Source organism: Rhizobium sp. ZW T2_16 (genome assembly GCF_044987325.1).
Taxonomy (GTDB): Bacteria; Pseudomonadota; Alphaproteobacteria; order Rhizobiales; family Rhizobiaceae; genus Neorhizobium; species Neorhizobium cellulosilyticum.
The window spans coordinates 15,407-30,469 of record NZ_JBJDRG010000017.1 but is presented as its reverse complement, the minus strand read 5'-3'; the positions used below and the strand labels follow the sequence as shown (position 1 = coordinate 30,469).

Genomic DNA, 15,063 nt, shown 5'->3' with positions numbered 1-15,063 from the left:
TGCGGTAATTTCATCTCCTGTCGGTCGATTCTCTCCCCGTTGCTGAATAGGTTACGTAAATTTTGAGCGATTGTGCATTGCAATCGTCCCGACGCCCGAAAGTTGTTGTTTAGGATCAACGATCTACAGTGATGCCGGTAACTTACCGGGAGTGGGAGAAAACATGGTAAGACACTTTATTTCAGGCGGAGTTCTGGCTGCGGCGGCGGTCGGTATGCTGCAAACGCCAGCGCTCGCTGGGGGGCTTGAGCGCGGCGGTTACAACATCGATCTCTTGTTCGATACGTCCAGATTTACGGCAGAGGCGACGTCGACCTTCGTTATGCCGGACCGCAAGCTGAAGAATGTCCGTGACACTGATCCGACCCCGTTTAACCCTGCTGGCGGAACAGCGGGTGGTGGCGATCTGACCGGCCTCTCGACATCGGCAGATGGCAGCGAAAATTATTGGTCTCCCCGCATTGGGATAAAGGCCGGTATCGGAGACGCGGCAGACTGCATGTTTGATTATTCGGAGCCATGGGGTGCGCACAAAAATCCGGGACGCGATTGGGCCGGTGCAAACGAGGATATCGAGACCAAGGTTGAAAGCCGCAACTATGCTGCGACCTGTTCCTACCGATTTGATATGGGGCCGGGCCAGCTTCGCCTGATTGGCGGCGGGTTCTATCAGGAGGTTTATGGATTTCAGGAACGTCTGGTTCAGGCGTTTCCGGCCGGATTTCCCCTTTCGGGCGTTGGTCGCCTCGATCTGGAAGGTGACGGCTGGGGTTGGCGCGCGGGTGTCGCCTACGAAATTCCAGAATATGCGTTCCGCGCTAGCCTCGTTTATAACAGTGAGGTCAAGCTGAACGATATTACCGGCACACTCGATCTCTCCCAGGTGTCGGGAACTCCCAAATTTGATGTCTATGGCTCTCAGGCGATGCCTGATGTTCTTGAGCTTAAGGTGCAATCCGGTATCGCGCCCGACTGGTTGGCATTCGGTTCCGTGAAGTGGACGGATTGGAGCCAGTTGCAGAAGGTGCCGTTCTTCTGCTCTTCCGGAGTTGCAGGTGTCTGCGCCTCCGGCACTCAGGTCACAACACTCGACCTCGGCTATCGGGATGGTTGGACTGTCATGGGCGGCATCGGCCATAAGTTCAACGAGCAGTGGAGTGGCGCTGTCAGCCTGACTTGGGATCGTGGAACGTCGCAAGGCTTTGGATCACAGACGGATACCTGGGCGCTCGGCGTTCTTGGCAGCTATTCACCGACGAAAAATGTCGAATTCCGCCTTGCCGGGGTTCTTGGTCTGATGACCGGTGGTTCTTCCCGTACCGTTGTACTGGATGGCCTGACTTATGGGCAAAGAGCCAATTACGATTTCGACGACGATATCGTTGCCGCTATTTCGACGGGTATAAAGGTCCGTTTCTGATCTCTGCTTTATCAAAGACAAAAGCCCGGTTTCGACCGGGCTTTTGCTTGTCGCGGTTATTCGCTTGGCTGCTAAAATACTGTGACGATTTCGCAACACTTTTTTGTGACGATCGCGGCGCGTTTCAAGGCTAGGACTTTTGTCCATTTCCCGCCACAAACGAGGCGCAGCGGTATGTAAGTAGAGAGCACGAACTGCGGGGGCGGAACGTGCGTGTTGGAGTATCATGGGCGGGTTTTCTGAAGATAAACGGGGCTTTGCTGGATTGGGCAAGCGGATAGCGAATTCGTTTTCCGCTGCTGCCGCGATCTTGTTTAGGGGTCCAAGTCTTGCCGGAAATGGAACCTACAGTTTCTCTCGCCCATCGGGAGGCAGAATGTCGGGATCGTCTTGTCCTGATCTTCTGTCCGCACGGCCAATAATGCACGCTTCGGCTCCCAGCCGCGAGCGGGTCGAAAGAAACTGAACCATGCGGAAGTCTGGCACTGGATCCATGAGAGTATTGCTTCTTGGAATATCGCTGGCGGCAATCTGTGCCGGGAACGCTCTTGCCTTCGACATCAAGGCAGGTGTGTCGAAAGAATCTGGTCCTTTCGATCTCTTCAAGTTCGGCTTCAAGGCTTACAAGAACGGTCAGAAGGAAGATGCGGTCGAAGCCTATCGTTATGCTGCCGAAAAAGGTCATACCGGTTCGCGCTGGGCGCTTGCCAACATGTATGCCTATGGCGATGGTGTGACCAAGGACGATTATACGGCCTTCAAGATCTATAACGAGATTGCAGCCCAGGGCGTCGAGCCGGGCTCCGAGGACACGGGCTTCTTCGTCAATGCGCTTCTGTCGCTTGCGAGCTATTACAGCCATGGCATTCCAGGCAGCCCGGTAAAGCCCGACCTTTATCAGGCGCGTCAGCTCTATTTCCAGGTAGCCTCCACCTTCGGTGTGGCCGAAGCGCAGTATCAGCTTGCCCGAATGATGCTGTCGGGTGAGGGCGGCGGCTCAAACATCCAGCAGGCCAAGAAGTGGCTCAATCAGGCCCGTAAGACCGGCCATGCCGGCGCCATGGCGGTATTCGGCAATATCCTCTTCCAGGAAGGGCAGGCGGTTCGCGGGCTGGCATTCATGACGGCTGCGCTGGACCGCTGCATCGCCAAGGATTGTGGCTGGATGGAGCAGCTTCAGGAACAGGCATTCTCGGTCGCCGACGAACGGGACCGCCGCGGTGCGGTTGCGCTGTCGCACCAGCTGGCAGATACCGACGACTGACCCGAACCGCGCTTTAAAGCGCGTTCGCGTCGCCCTGGCGTTGCAGATCAGGCTGCGAAATCGAATATGCCGACCACCGGAACGTGGTCGGATGGCTTTTCCCACGCACGCACGTGTTGTTCGATCGAGGTTGCCTTCAGCCGGTCTGCTGCTTCCGGTGACAGCAGCAGGTGATCGATGCGGATGCCGTTGTTCTTCGGCCATGCGCCGGCTTGATAATCCCAGAACGAATAGAGTTTGGTTGCGTCGGTCGTGGCGCGCACCGCGTCGATCAGGCCAAGATTTTCGAGCCTGCGGAAGGCCTCACGCGTCTGCGGCAGAAACAGTGCGTCTGTCGCCCACACGGCCGGATCGAAGCAGTCATGCGGTTCCGGAATGACATTATAGTCGCCGGCGAGGATCAGTGGCTCTTCCAGCGCAAGGCAGGCTTCCGCATGGCGGCGAAGCCTTTCCATCCAGGCGAGCTTGTAAGGGTATTTCACCGGATCATCGGCCGGATTTCCGTTCGGAAGATAGATCGACGCGACCCTTATAACGCCGCCGGCAATAGAGAACACGCATTCGATATAACGCGATTGCTCATCGAGAGTGCCATCCGGCCCTTCACCGCCGGGTAGACCGCGCATCACTTCGTCGGGCTTGATCTTCGACAGGATCGCGACGCCGTTAAAGCCCTTCTGGCCATGCGTTTCCACATGATAGCCGAGCGCTTCGATCTCGAGCCGCGGAAAGCGCTCATCGACCGATTTGATCTCCTGAAGGCATACGATATCCGGTGACGAATCGGCGAGCCACTGGCGCAGATTATCGATCCGCGCCTTGACGCCGTTGATGTTCCAGGTCGCGATCTTCATGCGTCATCCACTTCATGTTCCTGATCGTCCCTTTTAGACGATCAGGCGCAGGAAGGAAGCCGGGTTGGATTGAAATGCCGGCCAGAAAAAAGGATCAGATGGAGAAGCTGGTACCGCAGCCGCAACTGGCAACCGCGTTCGGGTTCTTGATCTGGAATGACTGCCCGAGCAGGTTGTCGACGAAATCGATCTCGGATCCGGCCATGTAAATCAACGACATGCTGTCGATCAGAACCTTGGCATTGCCGTTTTCAATGACGATGTCGTCTGCCTCCGGCGCCTCGGCCAGATCGAACTTGTAGGAAAAGCCGGAACAGCCGCCGCCTTCGACGGAGACGCGCAGTGCCTGCTTGCCGCTATCGGCCGAGACAATCTGGGAGATCCGCTTTGCTGCGGCATCGGAGAGGGTTACATTTTCAGTCATCTAGTGTCTCCTGCCGGGGTAAAGGCCCGGTGAGTTTCAGGCCGGTGCCTGAATAACTCGAAGATAATCGTCACCGGCTTTGCGCGCGGCTTTACTATAGGTATGAAGGCGTGAACGGCACGTCAATGGGCCGTGCGGAACGGAATTGCAATGGAAATGCAGGTGAAGGCATGACGATCGATACCAGGACGCTCGGTTTCGGTAGCGGCGAACGGGCGGTTTATGCGTCGGACCCTTGGAATTCCCGGGGGCGGATGTTTGCCGAAGATGGCAGTCTGACGCGCTCGGAGTTCCAGCGTGACCGCGACCGCATCGTCCACACCACCGCCTTTCGTCGCCTCAAGCACAAGACACAGGTCTTCATCAGCCCCGATGGCGATCACTATCGCACCCGTCTCACTCACACGATTGAAGTCGCCCAGATCGCCCGCGCACTGGCGCGCGCCTTGAAGCTCGACGAGGACCTGGCTGAAGGCGTCGCACTTGTCCACGATTTCGGCCACACGCCGTTCGGCCATACAGGCGAGGACGCCCTCGACGAGGTGATGAAACCTTTCGGCGGCTTTGATCACAACGCCCAATCGCTACGAATCGTGACCAAGCTGGAACGCCGGTATGCGGAATTCGATGGCATCAACCTGACCTGGGAAAGTCTTGAAGGTCTGGTCAAGCATAATGGTCCGCTGATGACAGCAGGCGGCGAAGGGCTGGACGGGCCTGTGCCGCAACCGATCCGCGATTATTGCGAACTCCACGATCTCGAACTGGCGAGTTTCGCCAGCCTTGAGGCTCAGGTCGCTGCGATCTCGGACGATATCGCCTATAATACTCATGACATAGATGACGGCCTGCGCTCTGGCCTGCTGACCTTCGAGATGCTGGAAGATGTACCGTTTCTGTCCGGTCTGATGCGGCAGGTGAGGGCAAAATATCCACATCTTGAGCCGAGCCGCTTCGCCTATGAGGTGACGCGCCGGCAGATCACCCATATGGTCGAGGACGTGATCGGTGTGGCGCAGGCCAATCTGGCCGATATCCGCCCGCAAAGTGCTGCCGATGTCCGGACGGCAGGCCGGGTGATCGCAACCTTCTCGCCAGAAATGGCGCAGACGGATCAGCTGATCAAGAAGCTGCTGTTTGCCCGCATCTATCGCCATCCGGAGATTATGCGCATCCGTGCTGGCGCTTCCAAGATCGTCACCGATCTCTTCGAGGCCTACATGAATGACCCGACCTTGATGCGCAGCCACTATTGGGTGGATCATATTTCCGGGTTGAAAGAGGCCGCCAAGGCCCGTCACGTTTCCGATTATCTGGCCGGAATGACCGACACCTATGCCGTCCGAGTACATGGAGAGCTGTTTGACCAGACTCCCGATTTGCGCTAGGCCGACCTCCAAACACCACCGGCTTTACAAAAGCCCGCTTCGCATTACGCGTGGATACGAGACATGAATCTTTTTGCTGACTTCGATAATAGAATTAAGAACGCGCTGGAAAAAATTGATATTATCAAGGAAAAGCGCAGTGAAATCGATTTCGGACGACTGACTGTCGAGCCGCCGCGTGACCAGAGCCACGGCGATGTGGCGACCAACGCAGCTATGGTCCTGGCAAAGCCGCTCGGCACCAATCCGCGCGCGCTTGCCGACCTGATTTCGGCAGCATTGCGCAATGATCCCGACGTCAGCGAAGTTTCTGTGGCCGGCCCCGGCTTTATCAATATCCGCCTTTCGACCGGTTACTGGCAGCGTATCCTTGGCTCGATAATCGAAGCCGGAACCGATTATGGTCGCTCGACTTTCGGTTCGGGCAAGAAGACCAATGTCGAATACGTCTCGGCCAACCCTACCGGGCCTATGCATGTCGGCCATTGCCGTGGTGCGGTGGTTGGCGACGCTTTGGCCAACCTCCTGTCCTTTGCCGGCTACGATGTCGTCAAGGAATATTACATCAACGATGCGGGCGGCCAGATTGACGTGCTCGCCCGTTCCGTTTTCCTGCGTTACCGCGAGGCGTTGGGTGAGGATATCGGCGATATCCCGGCCGGCTTGTATCCGGGCGACTATCTCGTTCCCGTCGGCAAGGAACTTGCTGCAGAGTTCGGCCCGCGGCTGCACAGCATGCCGGAAGAAGAATGGCTTCCGCTCGTCAAGGATCGTGCGGTTGACGCGATGATGGTGATGATCCGCGAGGATCTTGAGGCTCTGAACGTCCACCATGACGTCTTCTTCTCCGAGCGCACGCTGCATGCCGAAGGCGCCAAGCTGATCCGCGCGGCGATCAACGACCTTACCTTCAAAGGCCATGTCTACAAGGGCAAGCTGCCGCCGCCGAAAGGCCAGCTTCCGGAAGATTGGGAAGATCGCGACCAGACGCTGTTCCGCTCGACCGAAGTCGGTGACGATATCGACCGGCCGCTGATCAAGTCCGATGGCGCTTACACCTATTTCGCCGCCGACGTCGCCTACTTCAAGGAGAAGTACGACCGCGGCTTCGACGAGATGATCTATGTGCTCGGCGCCGACCATGGCGGCTATGTGAAGCGGCTCGAGGCGGTCGCCCGTGCCGTATCCGACGGCAAGGCGAAGTTGACCGTGCTTCTGTGCCAGCTGGTCAAGCTTTATCGCGATGGCGAGCCGGTCAAGATGTCGAAACGCTCCGGCGATTTCGTCACATTGCGCGAAGTCGTCGATGAGGTCGGTCGTGATTCGGTTCGTTTCATGATGCTTTACCGCAAGAATTCCGAGCCTCTGGACTTCGATTTCGCAAAAGTTACTGAACAGTCGAAGGATAACCCGGTCTTTTATGTCCAGTATGCACATGCGCGCTGCATGTCTGTATTCCGGCAAGCTAAGGATGCGTTTCCGGGTCTTGATATCGATTCGCTCGATCTGGCCTCGACCGTCGGTGAAATAACGGATCCGAACGAGTTGCAGCTGGTTGGAAAGCTCGCCGAATACCCGCGAATCGTCGAAAGCGCAGCGCTTTCGCAAGAGCCGCATCGCATAGCGTTTTACCTCTATGATCTGGCCAGCTTCTTCCATGCGCACTGGAATAAAGGTAAGGAACAACCTGAATTACGTTTTGTTAACGATAAAAACCGAGAATTGAGCATCGCCAGACTTGGGCTGGTGCGTGCAGTCGCTTCCGTATTGAGGTCTGGCCTCACAATTACGGGTACGGCTGCGCCGGAGGAGATGCGCTAAAAACGCCCTCATTTGCCCATATTGCTCTGGCAGAAGCGTAGTAATGTAGGTGAGTGGACGACGTCATGGCGGATAATAACCTTGCGCGTAGCCGGAATGATGTGCCGGAATTTTTTGCTGATGGTGATCCGTTGGCTGAACTGGCGCGGATCGTCGGTTATGAGGATCGGGTTGTTGCAAACCCGGCTCCTCCTGTTGCCGAGCCCGTAGCGGCAAGGCGGACCGATCCGGTCTTCAACCTTGAAGATGAACTTCTCCGCGAGTTCGAGCGTTACGATGCGCCTCGGCTCGATCCTGTCGATGATCTTGTCGTTGCAGAGCCTTCGATCGCTGCGATGGATGATGTTTCCGTCGAGCCTGTGTTCGAAGGCAACCGGTTTGTTTCCGGTCTCGATCAGGCAACAGGCGAAGATCAGGCTCAGGCTGAAGGCGATCCGCTGGAGCCGTGGGCTTCAGACGACATTTCTAATGATGCCGTGGCTTCGAACGATGAAGCTTCGGATTACGAAGCAGAGTTGGTCGATGGCGGCGATCGCGGAGTTGCCAATCACGCTTACGTAGAAAGCCTTCCGGACACGCTACCTACAGAGCCTGAAGAGGCCGGCTCGTGGCGTGTGCCGAATGAGGCTGTCGATGCAGTTCCGGCGTATCAAGTCGCTTCGTTGGCGGATCAGGATCTGTCATTCGACGAATTCGATCTGGCCGCGGAATTGGAAACGTCCTTCGTTTCCACGCCGGTTGTCGCCCCCGTTGTTGCGACTCAGCCCCTGTCTGTGGAGGCTCAGTCGCCGCCGATGGATGCGAAACGTAAAGGGGCAGGATATACGCCAAGCTTCCGCATGCCTCTTGCAAACTTCCAGTCAGGTGCAGGCGTGGCGTCCCACCAGCGGACAGAGGCCAAAGTCGAGCTGCAGGCTGCTCCGTCAAAGATTGAACCGGTTTCTTTCGATGGATGGAATGTTGCCGCGCCGGTGTCGGTTGCGGTTTCTGCCCCTGTCATCTCGGATTTGCCAATCCCCGCGATGGATATTCCCCTTGCTGGCCCGGCTGAGCCGATTGCCGCCAAGGTTGTCGCACCTGTAGGGGAGGTCGCGCCGGATCTGCCGAAAGATCAGTTCGCTGATCTGGATGCCCTTCTTTCAGGCGTTGATCATTATTCGGTCTCCTCGCGCACTGTGGCTCCGGTCGTTGAGACCGTGCAGGTTTCTGTCGACAGCGAACTCCTGTCGCTAGCTCCCGCGCAGCCGCAGGTATACGCAGCCCCCACTGCGCCATCTGTTCCATCCGAATCGGTCGACGAAGCCTCCGATCCCTTTGCCGATCTGGATTTCGAGTTGGCGCTTGACGCTCTGGAACTCGACCTAACGGATATGGTGGTCGAGGAGAATAGCAAGGTTGTTGCTCCAGTCGTTGCCTCTGTCGACCCCAACGTCTCCGCTCCTGCCACGGTTGCTCCCGTCGCACAGCCTGCTCCGGCGCCGGTCGCCTCTCCGGCTGTTGCAGCGCCCGTCTATGCTGCGGCCCCGGTATATTCCGCTGCGCCGGCATTCGACCTGGAGCCTGAAGACGACGTGCCGTTCGATCCGGCTCTGCTTTCCGAACCTGAAGAACAGCCGGAAGCGATTGCAGAACTCGATGTGCCGACCCTTCCTGTAGAGGAGAAGGAAGAGCAGCCTGCTTATCGGAACGATTTCGATCTCGATATCGACGCGGAACTCGCCTCTCTTCTGGAGGCACCTGAGACTGCGGCATCGCTCCAGCGCGGAAGTGTCCAACCGCAGCTCGCGGCTGTTGCTTCAGCACCGGCTGCTCAGAAATCCGTTTACGCGGATCTGGATGATTTCGAGCGGGCCCTCGAAGAGGATTTCCGTCGCAGTCTTGCAACCCCGCTTACCGCCAATGAAAGTTATGCTCAGGCCGAAGACTATGAGCAGAATGTCGATGACGTCGAACAGCGTGGATCTTCGCGACGTTGGATTGCTCCTCTCGTTGCCGTTGGTCTTGTCGCCGTTTGCGGCGCGGGTGCCTTTGCATGGTTTGGAAACTCCACGTCCGGTCTTGGCGGAAATGGTGAGCCGATGGTGATCGCTGCCGACAGCGAGCCGGTCAAGATTGCGCCGGCGAACCCGGGCGGCAAGACCGTGCCCAACCAGGACAAGGCCGTTTACGACCGCGTCGCCGGTGCAGGATCGGAAACTCCCAAGCAGCAGCAGCTGATTTCGAGCAGCGAAGAACCGGTTGACGTCGTCCAGAAGACTCTGATGCCGGATACCCTTCCGCTTGAAGGGGAAAACGACGTGCAGATGACCGACGTAGCAGAGACCGAGGATCCACGTCTTCTGCCGCAGGATCAGCAGCAGGCCGGTGAACAGCAGGCCGTCACGGTTATGCCGCGCAAGGTCAAGACAATGATCGTTCGCGCCGACGGCAAGCTGGTCGAGCAGGAAGTCGAACCTGCCACTACGGCAAAAATCGCTGCGGCTCCGGTTCGGGCTGATGCTCCGGCACAGCAGACGGCTGCAGCCTTCCCGACCGCCGCCCCGGCTCCTGCCGCACCTTCGACAGGTATCGTTCCGGTCTCGGCTCCAGCCGATACTGTATCGACCATGCCGGTCGCCGCCCAGGCTCCGGCATCGATCGAGCAACTGGCGGATACCGCACCGGCTGCCGCCGTTCGGGCTCCTGTTCCGACCACTCGTCCGTCGACTCAACCTGCCAATGTCGTCGCCAGTGTCAGTGATCAGGGCAATGTTCGCACCGCAGCACCTGCCGCCGCCGCTCCGGCTGCGCAGAATACGCAGGTGGCTTCGCTTGGCGAAGGTGGATACGTGATCCAGATTGCTTCACTGCCGTCCCAGGCCGATGCGCAGAAGTCCTACCAGAGCCTTTCGAATAAGTTCGGCAGTGTGATTGGTGGACGTGGCGTCGATATCAAGGCTGCCGAAGTTGCCGGCAAGGGGACTTTCTACCGCGTCCGTATCCCGGCCGGTAGCAAGGAGCAGGCTGTCGCACTCTGCGAAAAATATCGCTCGGCCGGCGGCAGCTGCCTTGTGGCGCGATAAGACTTGATTCAGCCGAAACAGACGGGGCGCGCGGCGCCCCGTTTTCGTTAGGGCAATTCCAGCAAAATTGAAAAAAAACGGTTTTGCGTCCGGAAATGCTCCAGATCATCACAGCGGGTAGTTTGATATGAGTGTTTCGAAATCCATGATTCTCGGCGCTGGCGGCGCGACTTTGACTGCCGACGAAATCTCGCTCTATCGTGATGAGCGGCCCTGGGGGTTCATTCTCTTCGCCCGCAACTGCATCGAACTTCCTCAGATTGCCGATCTCGTTGCCGCCATGCGTGACGCAGTCGGCAGGCCTGATGCACCGGTTCTGATTGACCAGGAAGGTGGCCGTGTGCAGCGTATCCGTCCGCCGATGATCGAGCGTTATCCTTCGGCCACCGCTCTGGGTGAAATCTATCGGCAGGACAGAGAAAAGGGCCTGCGCGCTGCTTGGCTGATGTCGCGCCTGCATGCCTTCGACCTCATGAAGCTCGGCGTGACCGTCGATTGCCTCCCCGTCCTCGATGTTCCTGTCGAGGGGGCGAGCAATGTCATCGGTGATCGCGCCTATGGGTTCGATCCGCAAACGGTAGCATCAATGGGCAAGGCAGCAGCCGAAGGGCTGAAGGCGGGTGGCATGCTTCCGATCATGAAGCATATGCCGGGCCACGGCCGAGGTATGGCCGATTCTCATCATGAACTGCCGGTCGTCACCGCTTCGCGCGCCGAACTCGAAGGTCATGACTTCGTACCCTTCGTCGCGATGAAGGACGAGTTGATGGCGATGAGCGCACATATCGTCTTCACCGCCTATGACGATCGCGATCCGGCAACGATTTCGCCGGTGGTGATCGAAGATGTCATTCGCGGTCATATCGGGTTTGACGGCCTGCTGGTCTCGGACGACACATCGATGAATGCCCTGAAAGGCACGATCGGCGAACGTGCCGCACGAATCATGGGGGGAGGTTGCGATATTGTCTTGCATTGCAACGGCCTCATGGACGAAATGAAAGCGGTAGTGAAGGAAGTTGTGCCTTTGTCTGGTAAGGCTTTGCAGCGCGCCGAGGCCGTCGAGCGCGGCTTTGCAGCTCCCGATGCGTCCGACGAACAGGCGCTGCGTGCAGAATTTCACGAAATGATGGCGGTCGCCTGACGAGGTAGGGCTGCCGAACGAGAGAGGTGAACTGGTTTGGCGGGGAATTCGGGGCAGGGCGCCATTCCAATGGACAAGCTCTGGCAGGACGTGTCCGAACGTGCTGCCGACGACCCGGCATTTGTCATCGACGTTGCCGGATTCGAAGGTCCGCTCGATCTTCTCCTGCATCTCGCCCGTAGCCAGAAGGTGGATCTCTCCCGCATCTCCGTGCTCGCGCTTGCAGAACAATATCTTCTCTTCGTCGATAGCGCGCGGCGTGTGCGCATAGAGCTCGCCGCCGACTATCTGGTGATGGCGGCCTGGCTTGCCTACCTGAAATCACGCCTGCTCATTCCTCAGCAGGTCAAGGGTGATGATGGTCCGACCGGCGAAGAGATGGCGGCGACACTTGCCTTTCGTTTGCGGCGCCTGGAGGCAATGCGGGAAGCGGCAAGCCAGCTTGTCAATCGCAACCGGCTGGGACGTGATGTCTTTGCCCGTGGCGCGCCGGAACATATTCCGCATCGCGTTCAATCCGCCTACGATGCGAGCCTCTACGATCTCTTGTCAGCCTACGCCAACCTTCGGCAGCGCACGGCGATCACCCAGGTCACGATCGAGAGGCGTAAGGTCTGGTCGCTGGTGGATGCACGAGAGTTGCTGACGCGCATGCTGGGCGAGATCGCTGACTGGACGGCATTGCAGACCTATCTGCTTCCCTATCTGCCGCCTGAGGATCGGGTAACGGCAACGGCAAGCGCCTTCGCCGCGTCTCTGGAACTCGTGCGTGAGGGGAAGCTGGAAATACGCCAGGACGGCGCCTTCCAGCCGATTTATCTTCGTGGTGGCAACCGGCAGCGATCCGCCCAGGTGCCTGGAGGTGGCGAATGACGTCCGGAACCGACGGAATCGAAATCTTTTCGAACGCTGGTCACGATGTGGATGACGGTCATGGCGGGGGATTTTCGGACCTCGAAGCCGAGCGCATCGCCGAGGCACTGATTTTTGCCTCGGCCGAGCCTGTTCCTGAGCGATTTCTGGTCGACAGACTGCCGCGCGGAACGGATATCCCGGCGCTTTTGGGCCGACTTGCAGAAAATTATGCCGGCCGGGGCGTCAATCTTGTCCGCATGGCAGATTGCTGGGCCTTCCGCACGGCTCCCGATCTTTCCTTCGTTATCCGCAAGGATGATAACGAGGTCAGGAAGCTGTCGCGTGCAGCGCTCGAAGTGCTGGCGATCATAGCCTATCATCAGCCTGTCACCCGCGCGGAGATCGAGGATATCCGTGGCGTTCAAACCTCCAAAGGTACGCTGGACGTGCTGATGGAGGCCGGTTGGGTTCGTTTTCGCGGTCGCAGGCGATCGCCCGGTCGCCCGGTCACGCTCGGGACTACAACGGATTTTCTCGATCATTTCGGTATCGAGGAACTGCGTGATCTTCCCGGACTGGAAGAGTTGAAGGGTGCCGGCCTGTTAAGCGGCCGTATACCGCCGGGGTTCCATATTCCCATGCCGGGTGCGGATACTGATCTGTCGGATGAAGAAGATCCAATCACTCAGCTTGATCTTGAGGAACTAGGTCTGCTGAGCCCTGGCGGTGCTTCGGACGATTAGTTTTCGCAATTTATCGCAGAGCGTGTATCGGCGGCCAATGATCTCGCATGGCGCTAACGAGCGCGTGATTAGCGATGTATCATGCAAATTTGCTGTTTGAAAAAGCGCCACAAAGCGCTTACATCGAAGACTAATTCGAATTGGAGTTGGACTAATGGGTTCTTTCAGTGTGTGGCATTGGTTGATCGTTCTGGTCATCGTGCTCGTCTTGTTCGGGCGCGGTAAGATTCCGGAGCTGATGGGCGACGTCGCAAAGGGTATCAAGAGCTTCAAGAAGGGCATGACCGACGAGGACGCCCCGGAAACGACCACTGCGAAGACCGTCGACCACAAGGCTGACGAGGCGAAGGAAACCACCCGGTCCTAGTGGAACGGGTAGGGGCTTCAGGAGCTTCGTTGCATGTTTGATATCGGTTGGACCGAACTGCTCGTCATTGCGGTCGTACTTATTGTTGTGGTCGGTCCGAAGGATCTGCCACCCATGATCCGCGCATTTGGTAAAATGACAGCCAACTTCCGCAAGATGGCTGGTGATTTTCGCACGCAGTTCGATGAAGCCTTGCGTGAAGCGGATATGGATGACGTCCGCAAAACCATATCGGATGCGCAAAAGCTTAATCCGACAAATGCCCTGCGTGATGCTATCAATCCGCTGAGGCAGATGGGGCAGGATATCAAGTCGGACCTGCAGAAGGCGACGCAGATTCCTAGTCCTCTCGCCGAAAACACGACCGAACTTTCACCGACAGATGCTGAGGCGCAGCAGTCGATCGAAGGGGCCGAGCCGATTTCTGCTGCTCCTGAAGTTCCGGCAAGCGTCGAGCCGGCAGCCGCTGCAACAGCTGCTCCTACAGCTGTAGCCGCAAATACGGTGTCAGCCCCGGTAACGCCGGTACCCGTTGTTGCCGATGCGAAAAACCTCGCTCAAGCTGCGCCTGTGGCTGCGACGCCGGCCAAGGTAGAGGCTGCCGTTGCAAAACCTCGTGCACCCCGCACGTCGGTGGTGAAGGCCGGCGGAGAAGCCAAGGTGCGCAGCAAGTCTTCCAAGAATTCTGCGGGTTCCAGCAAGACGATTGCAGAAATCGCACCTGTGGTTGAAAGGCCCAAGCGGGCCAAGGCCGCGCCGAAGAAGACTGTCGAAACCGCATCCGTTGCCGTTGAGGCACCGGTTACCAAGGCGCCCGCCCGCAAGCGCACGCCCAAAAAGACTGATACTCCGAAGGACGAAGCATGAGCGACTACGAGGACAAGCCGCAGCCGCTTATCGAACACCTGATGGAGTTGCGCACCCGACTGATGTGGTCGATCGGCGCCTTCTTCATCGCTTTCGTCGTCTGCTTCTTCTTTGCCAAGCAGTTGTTCAACCTGCTCGTCATTCCCTACAAATGGGCTGTGGTTTGGGCGGGGCTGGATATCGCCAAGTCCGAACTGATCTACACCGCCCCACAGGAATTCTTCTTCACCCAGGTGAAGGTCGCGATGTTCGGTGCATTGGTGATCGCTTTTCCGGTGATCGCGTCGCAGATCTACAAGTTTGTCGCGCCCGGCCTCTACAAGAACGAGCGATCTGCATTCCTGCCGTTCCTGATCGCATCACCGATCCTGTTTCTTCTGGGCGGCGCACTGGTCTATTTCTTCTTCACGCCGATGGTGATGTGGTTCTTCCTTGCGATGCAGCAGGCTCCGACCGAAGGTGAAGTCGGTATTTCGCTTCTGCCGCGCGTGTCGGAATATCTCAGCCTGATCATGACGCTGGTCCTGTCCTTCGGTCTGGTCTTCCAGCTGCCGGTTGTCACCACGCTGCTCGCCCGCGTCGGTCTGCTGACAAGCGACTGGCTGAAGGAAAAGCGCAAGTATGCGATCGTCATCGCGTTCATTGCCGCAGCAATCCTGACGCCGCCGGATCCGATGTCTCAGATCGGTCTTGCTATACCGACCATCCTTCTCTACGAGATTTCCATCTATGCCGCGCGACTCGTCGAGCGCAAACGCAGTGAAGATTCTGAAACTGCAGAATCTTCCTCGGAAGTCGCCGAGACCGATAAGGCTTGAGGATTTTCCTGGCCTGATGCGCGCGGCGTCTCGCGT

At 57.9% G+C, this 15,063-nt stretch carries 13 protein-coding genes; 11 read left to right on the top strand and 2 right to left on the bottom strand.

The window, feature by feature from the left end:
• Positions 1-163 precede the first annotated feature (163 nt).
• Together ACI3K0_RS24910 and exoR are read left to right on the top strand one after the other, a co-directional pair.
• Positions 164-1,420 carry an OmpP1/FadL family transporter gene (locus tag ACI3K0_RS24910; protein ID WP_148146400.1) on the top strand — a complete coding sequence of 419 codons (1,257 nt, stop codon included), beginning with the start codon at positions 164-166 and terminating at the stop codon, positions 1,418-1,420.
• 469 nt (positions 1,421-1,889) lie between these two features.
• Positions 1,890-2,684, top strand: a complete 795-nt coding sequence (exoR, locus tag ACI3K0_RS24905; protein ID WP_183821897.1) for an exopolysaccharide production regulator ExoR — start codon at positions 1,890-1,892, stop codon at positions 2,682-2,684.
• 47 nt (positions 2,685-2,731) lie between these two features.
• On the opposite strand, the gene xth is transcribed toward exoR, so the two are convergent.
• Both xth and erpA read right to left on the bottom strand, forming a co-directional pair.
• Positions 2,732-3,538 carry an exodeoxyribonuclease III gene (gene xth / locus ACI3K0_RS24900; RefSeq protein WP_183821895.1) on the bottom strand — a complete coding sequence of 269 codons (807 nt, stop codon included), beginning with the start codon at positions 3,536-3,538 and terminating at the stop codon, positions 2,732-2,734.
• Between the two features lie 94 nt (positions 3,539-3,632).
• Positions 3,633-3,962, bottom strand: coding sequence for an iron-sulfur cluster insertion protein ErpA (erpA, locus tag ACI3K0_RS24895; protein WP_148146403.1), 330 nt, complete (start codon positions 3,960-3,962; stop codon positions 3,633-3,635).
• A gap of 170 nt (positions 3,963-4,132) precedes the next feature.
• Between erpA and ACI3K0_RS24890 the strand changes: the two genes are divergently transcribed.
• From ACI3K0_RS24890 to tatC, 9 genes are all read left to right on the top strand, one after another.
• Positions 4,133-5,350: a deoxyguanosinetriphosphate triphosphohydrolase gene (locus ACI3K0_RS24890; RefSeq protein ID WP_183821894.1), complete on the top strand. Its 1,218-nt coding sequence runs from the start codon at positions 4,133-4,135 to the stop codon at positions 5,348-5,350.
• A 63-nt stretch (positions 5,351-5,413) separates the two neighbouring features.
• Positions 5,414-7,171: an arginine--tRNA ligase gene (argS, locus tag ACI3K0_RS24885; protein ID WP_183821892.1), complete on the top strand. Its 1,758-nt coding sequence runs from the start codon at positions 5,414-5,416 to the stop codon at positions 7,169-7,171.
• A gap of 65 nt (positions 7,172-7,236) precedes the next feature.
• The gene (locus ACI3K0_RS24880; RefSeq protein ID WP_183821890.1) at positions 7,237-10,233 is read left to right on the top strand and encodes an SPOR domain-containing protein; all 2,997 of its coding nucleotides are present in this window, start codon (positions 7,237-7,239) and stop codon (positions 10,231-10,233) included.
• 127 nt (positions 10,234-10,360) lie between these two features.
• Positions 10,361-11,377 carry a beta-N-acetylhexosaminidase gene (nagZ, locus tag ACI3K0_RS24875; RefSeq protein WP_148146407.1) on the top strand — a complete coding sequence of 339 codons (1,017 nt, stop codon included), beginning with the start codon at positions 10,361-10,363 and terminating at the stop codon, positions 11,375-11,377.
• 69 nt (positions 11,378-11,446) lie between these two features.
• The gene (locus tag ACI3K0_RS24870; protein ID WP_183822451.1) at positions 11,447-12,250 is read left to right on the top strand and encodes a ScpA family protein; all 804 of its coding nucleotides are present in this window, start codon (positions 11,447-11,449) and stop codon (positions 12,248-12,250) included.
• Positions 12,247-12,975 carry an SMC-Scp complex subunit ScpB gene (gene scpB, locus ACI3K0_RS24865; protein WP_183821888.1) on the top strand — a complete coding sequence of 243 codons (729 nt, stop codon included), beginning with the start codon at positions 12,247-12,249 and terminating at the stop codon, positions 12,973-12,975. The genes ACI3K0_RS24870 and scpB overlap by 4 nt, the downstream gene beginning before the upstream one ends.
• A 154-nt stretch (positions 12,976-13,129) precedes the next feature.
• Entirely contained in the window at positions 13,130-13,342 is a 213-nt protein-coding gene (locus tag ACI3K0_RS24860; protein ID WP_112507697.1) for a twin-arginine translocase TatA/TatE family subunit, read from the top strand.
• Positions 13,343-13,375: 33 nt separating this feature from the next.
• Entirely contained in the window at positions 13,376-14,209 is an 834-nt protein-coding gene (tatB, locus tag ACI3K0_RS24855) for a Sec-independent protein translocase protein TatB (protein ID WP_183821886.1), read from the top strand.
• Entirely contained in the window at positions 14,206-15,027 is an 822-nt protein-coding gene (gene tatC, locus ACI3K0_RS24850; RefSeq protein ID WP_148146410.1) for a twin-arginine translocase subunit TatC, read from the top strand. Before tatB ends, tatC begins: the two co-directional genes overlap by 4 nt.
• The last annotated feature ends 36 nt before the right edge of the window (positions 15,028-15,063 follow it).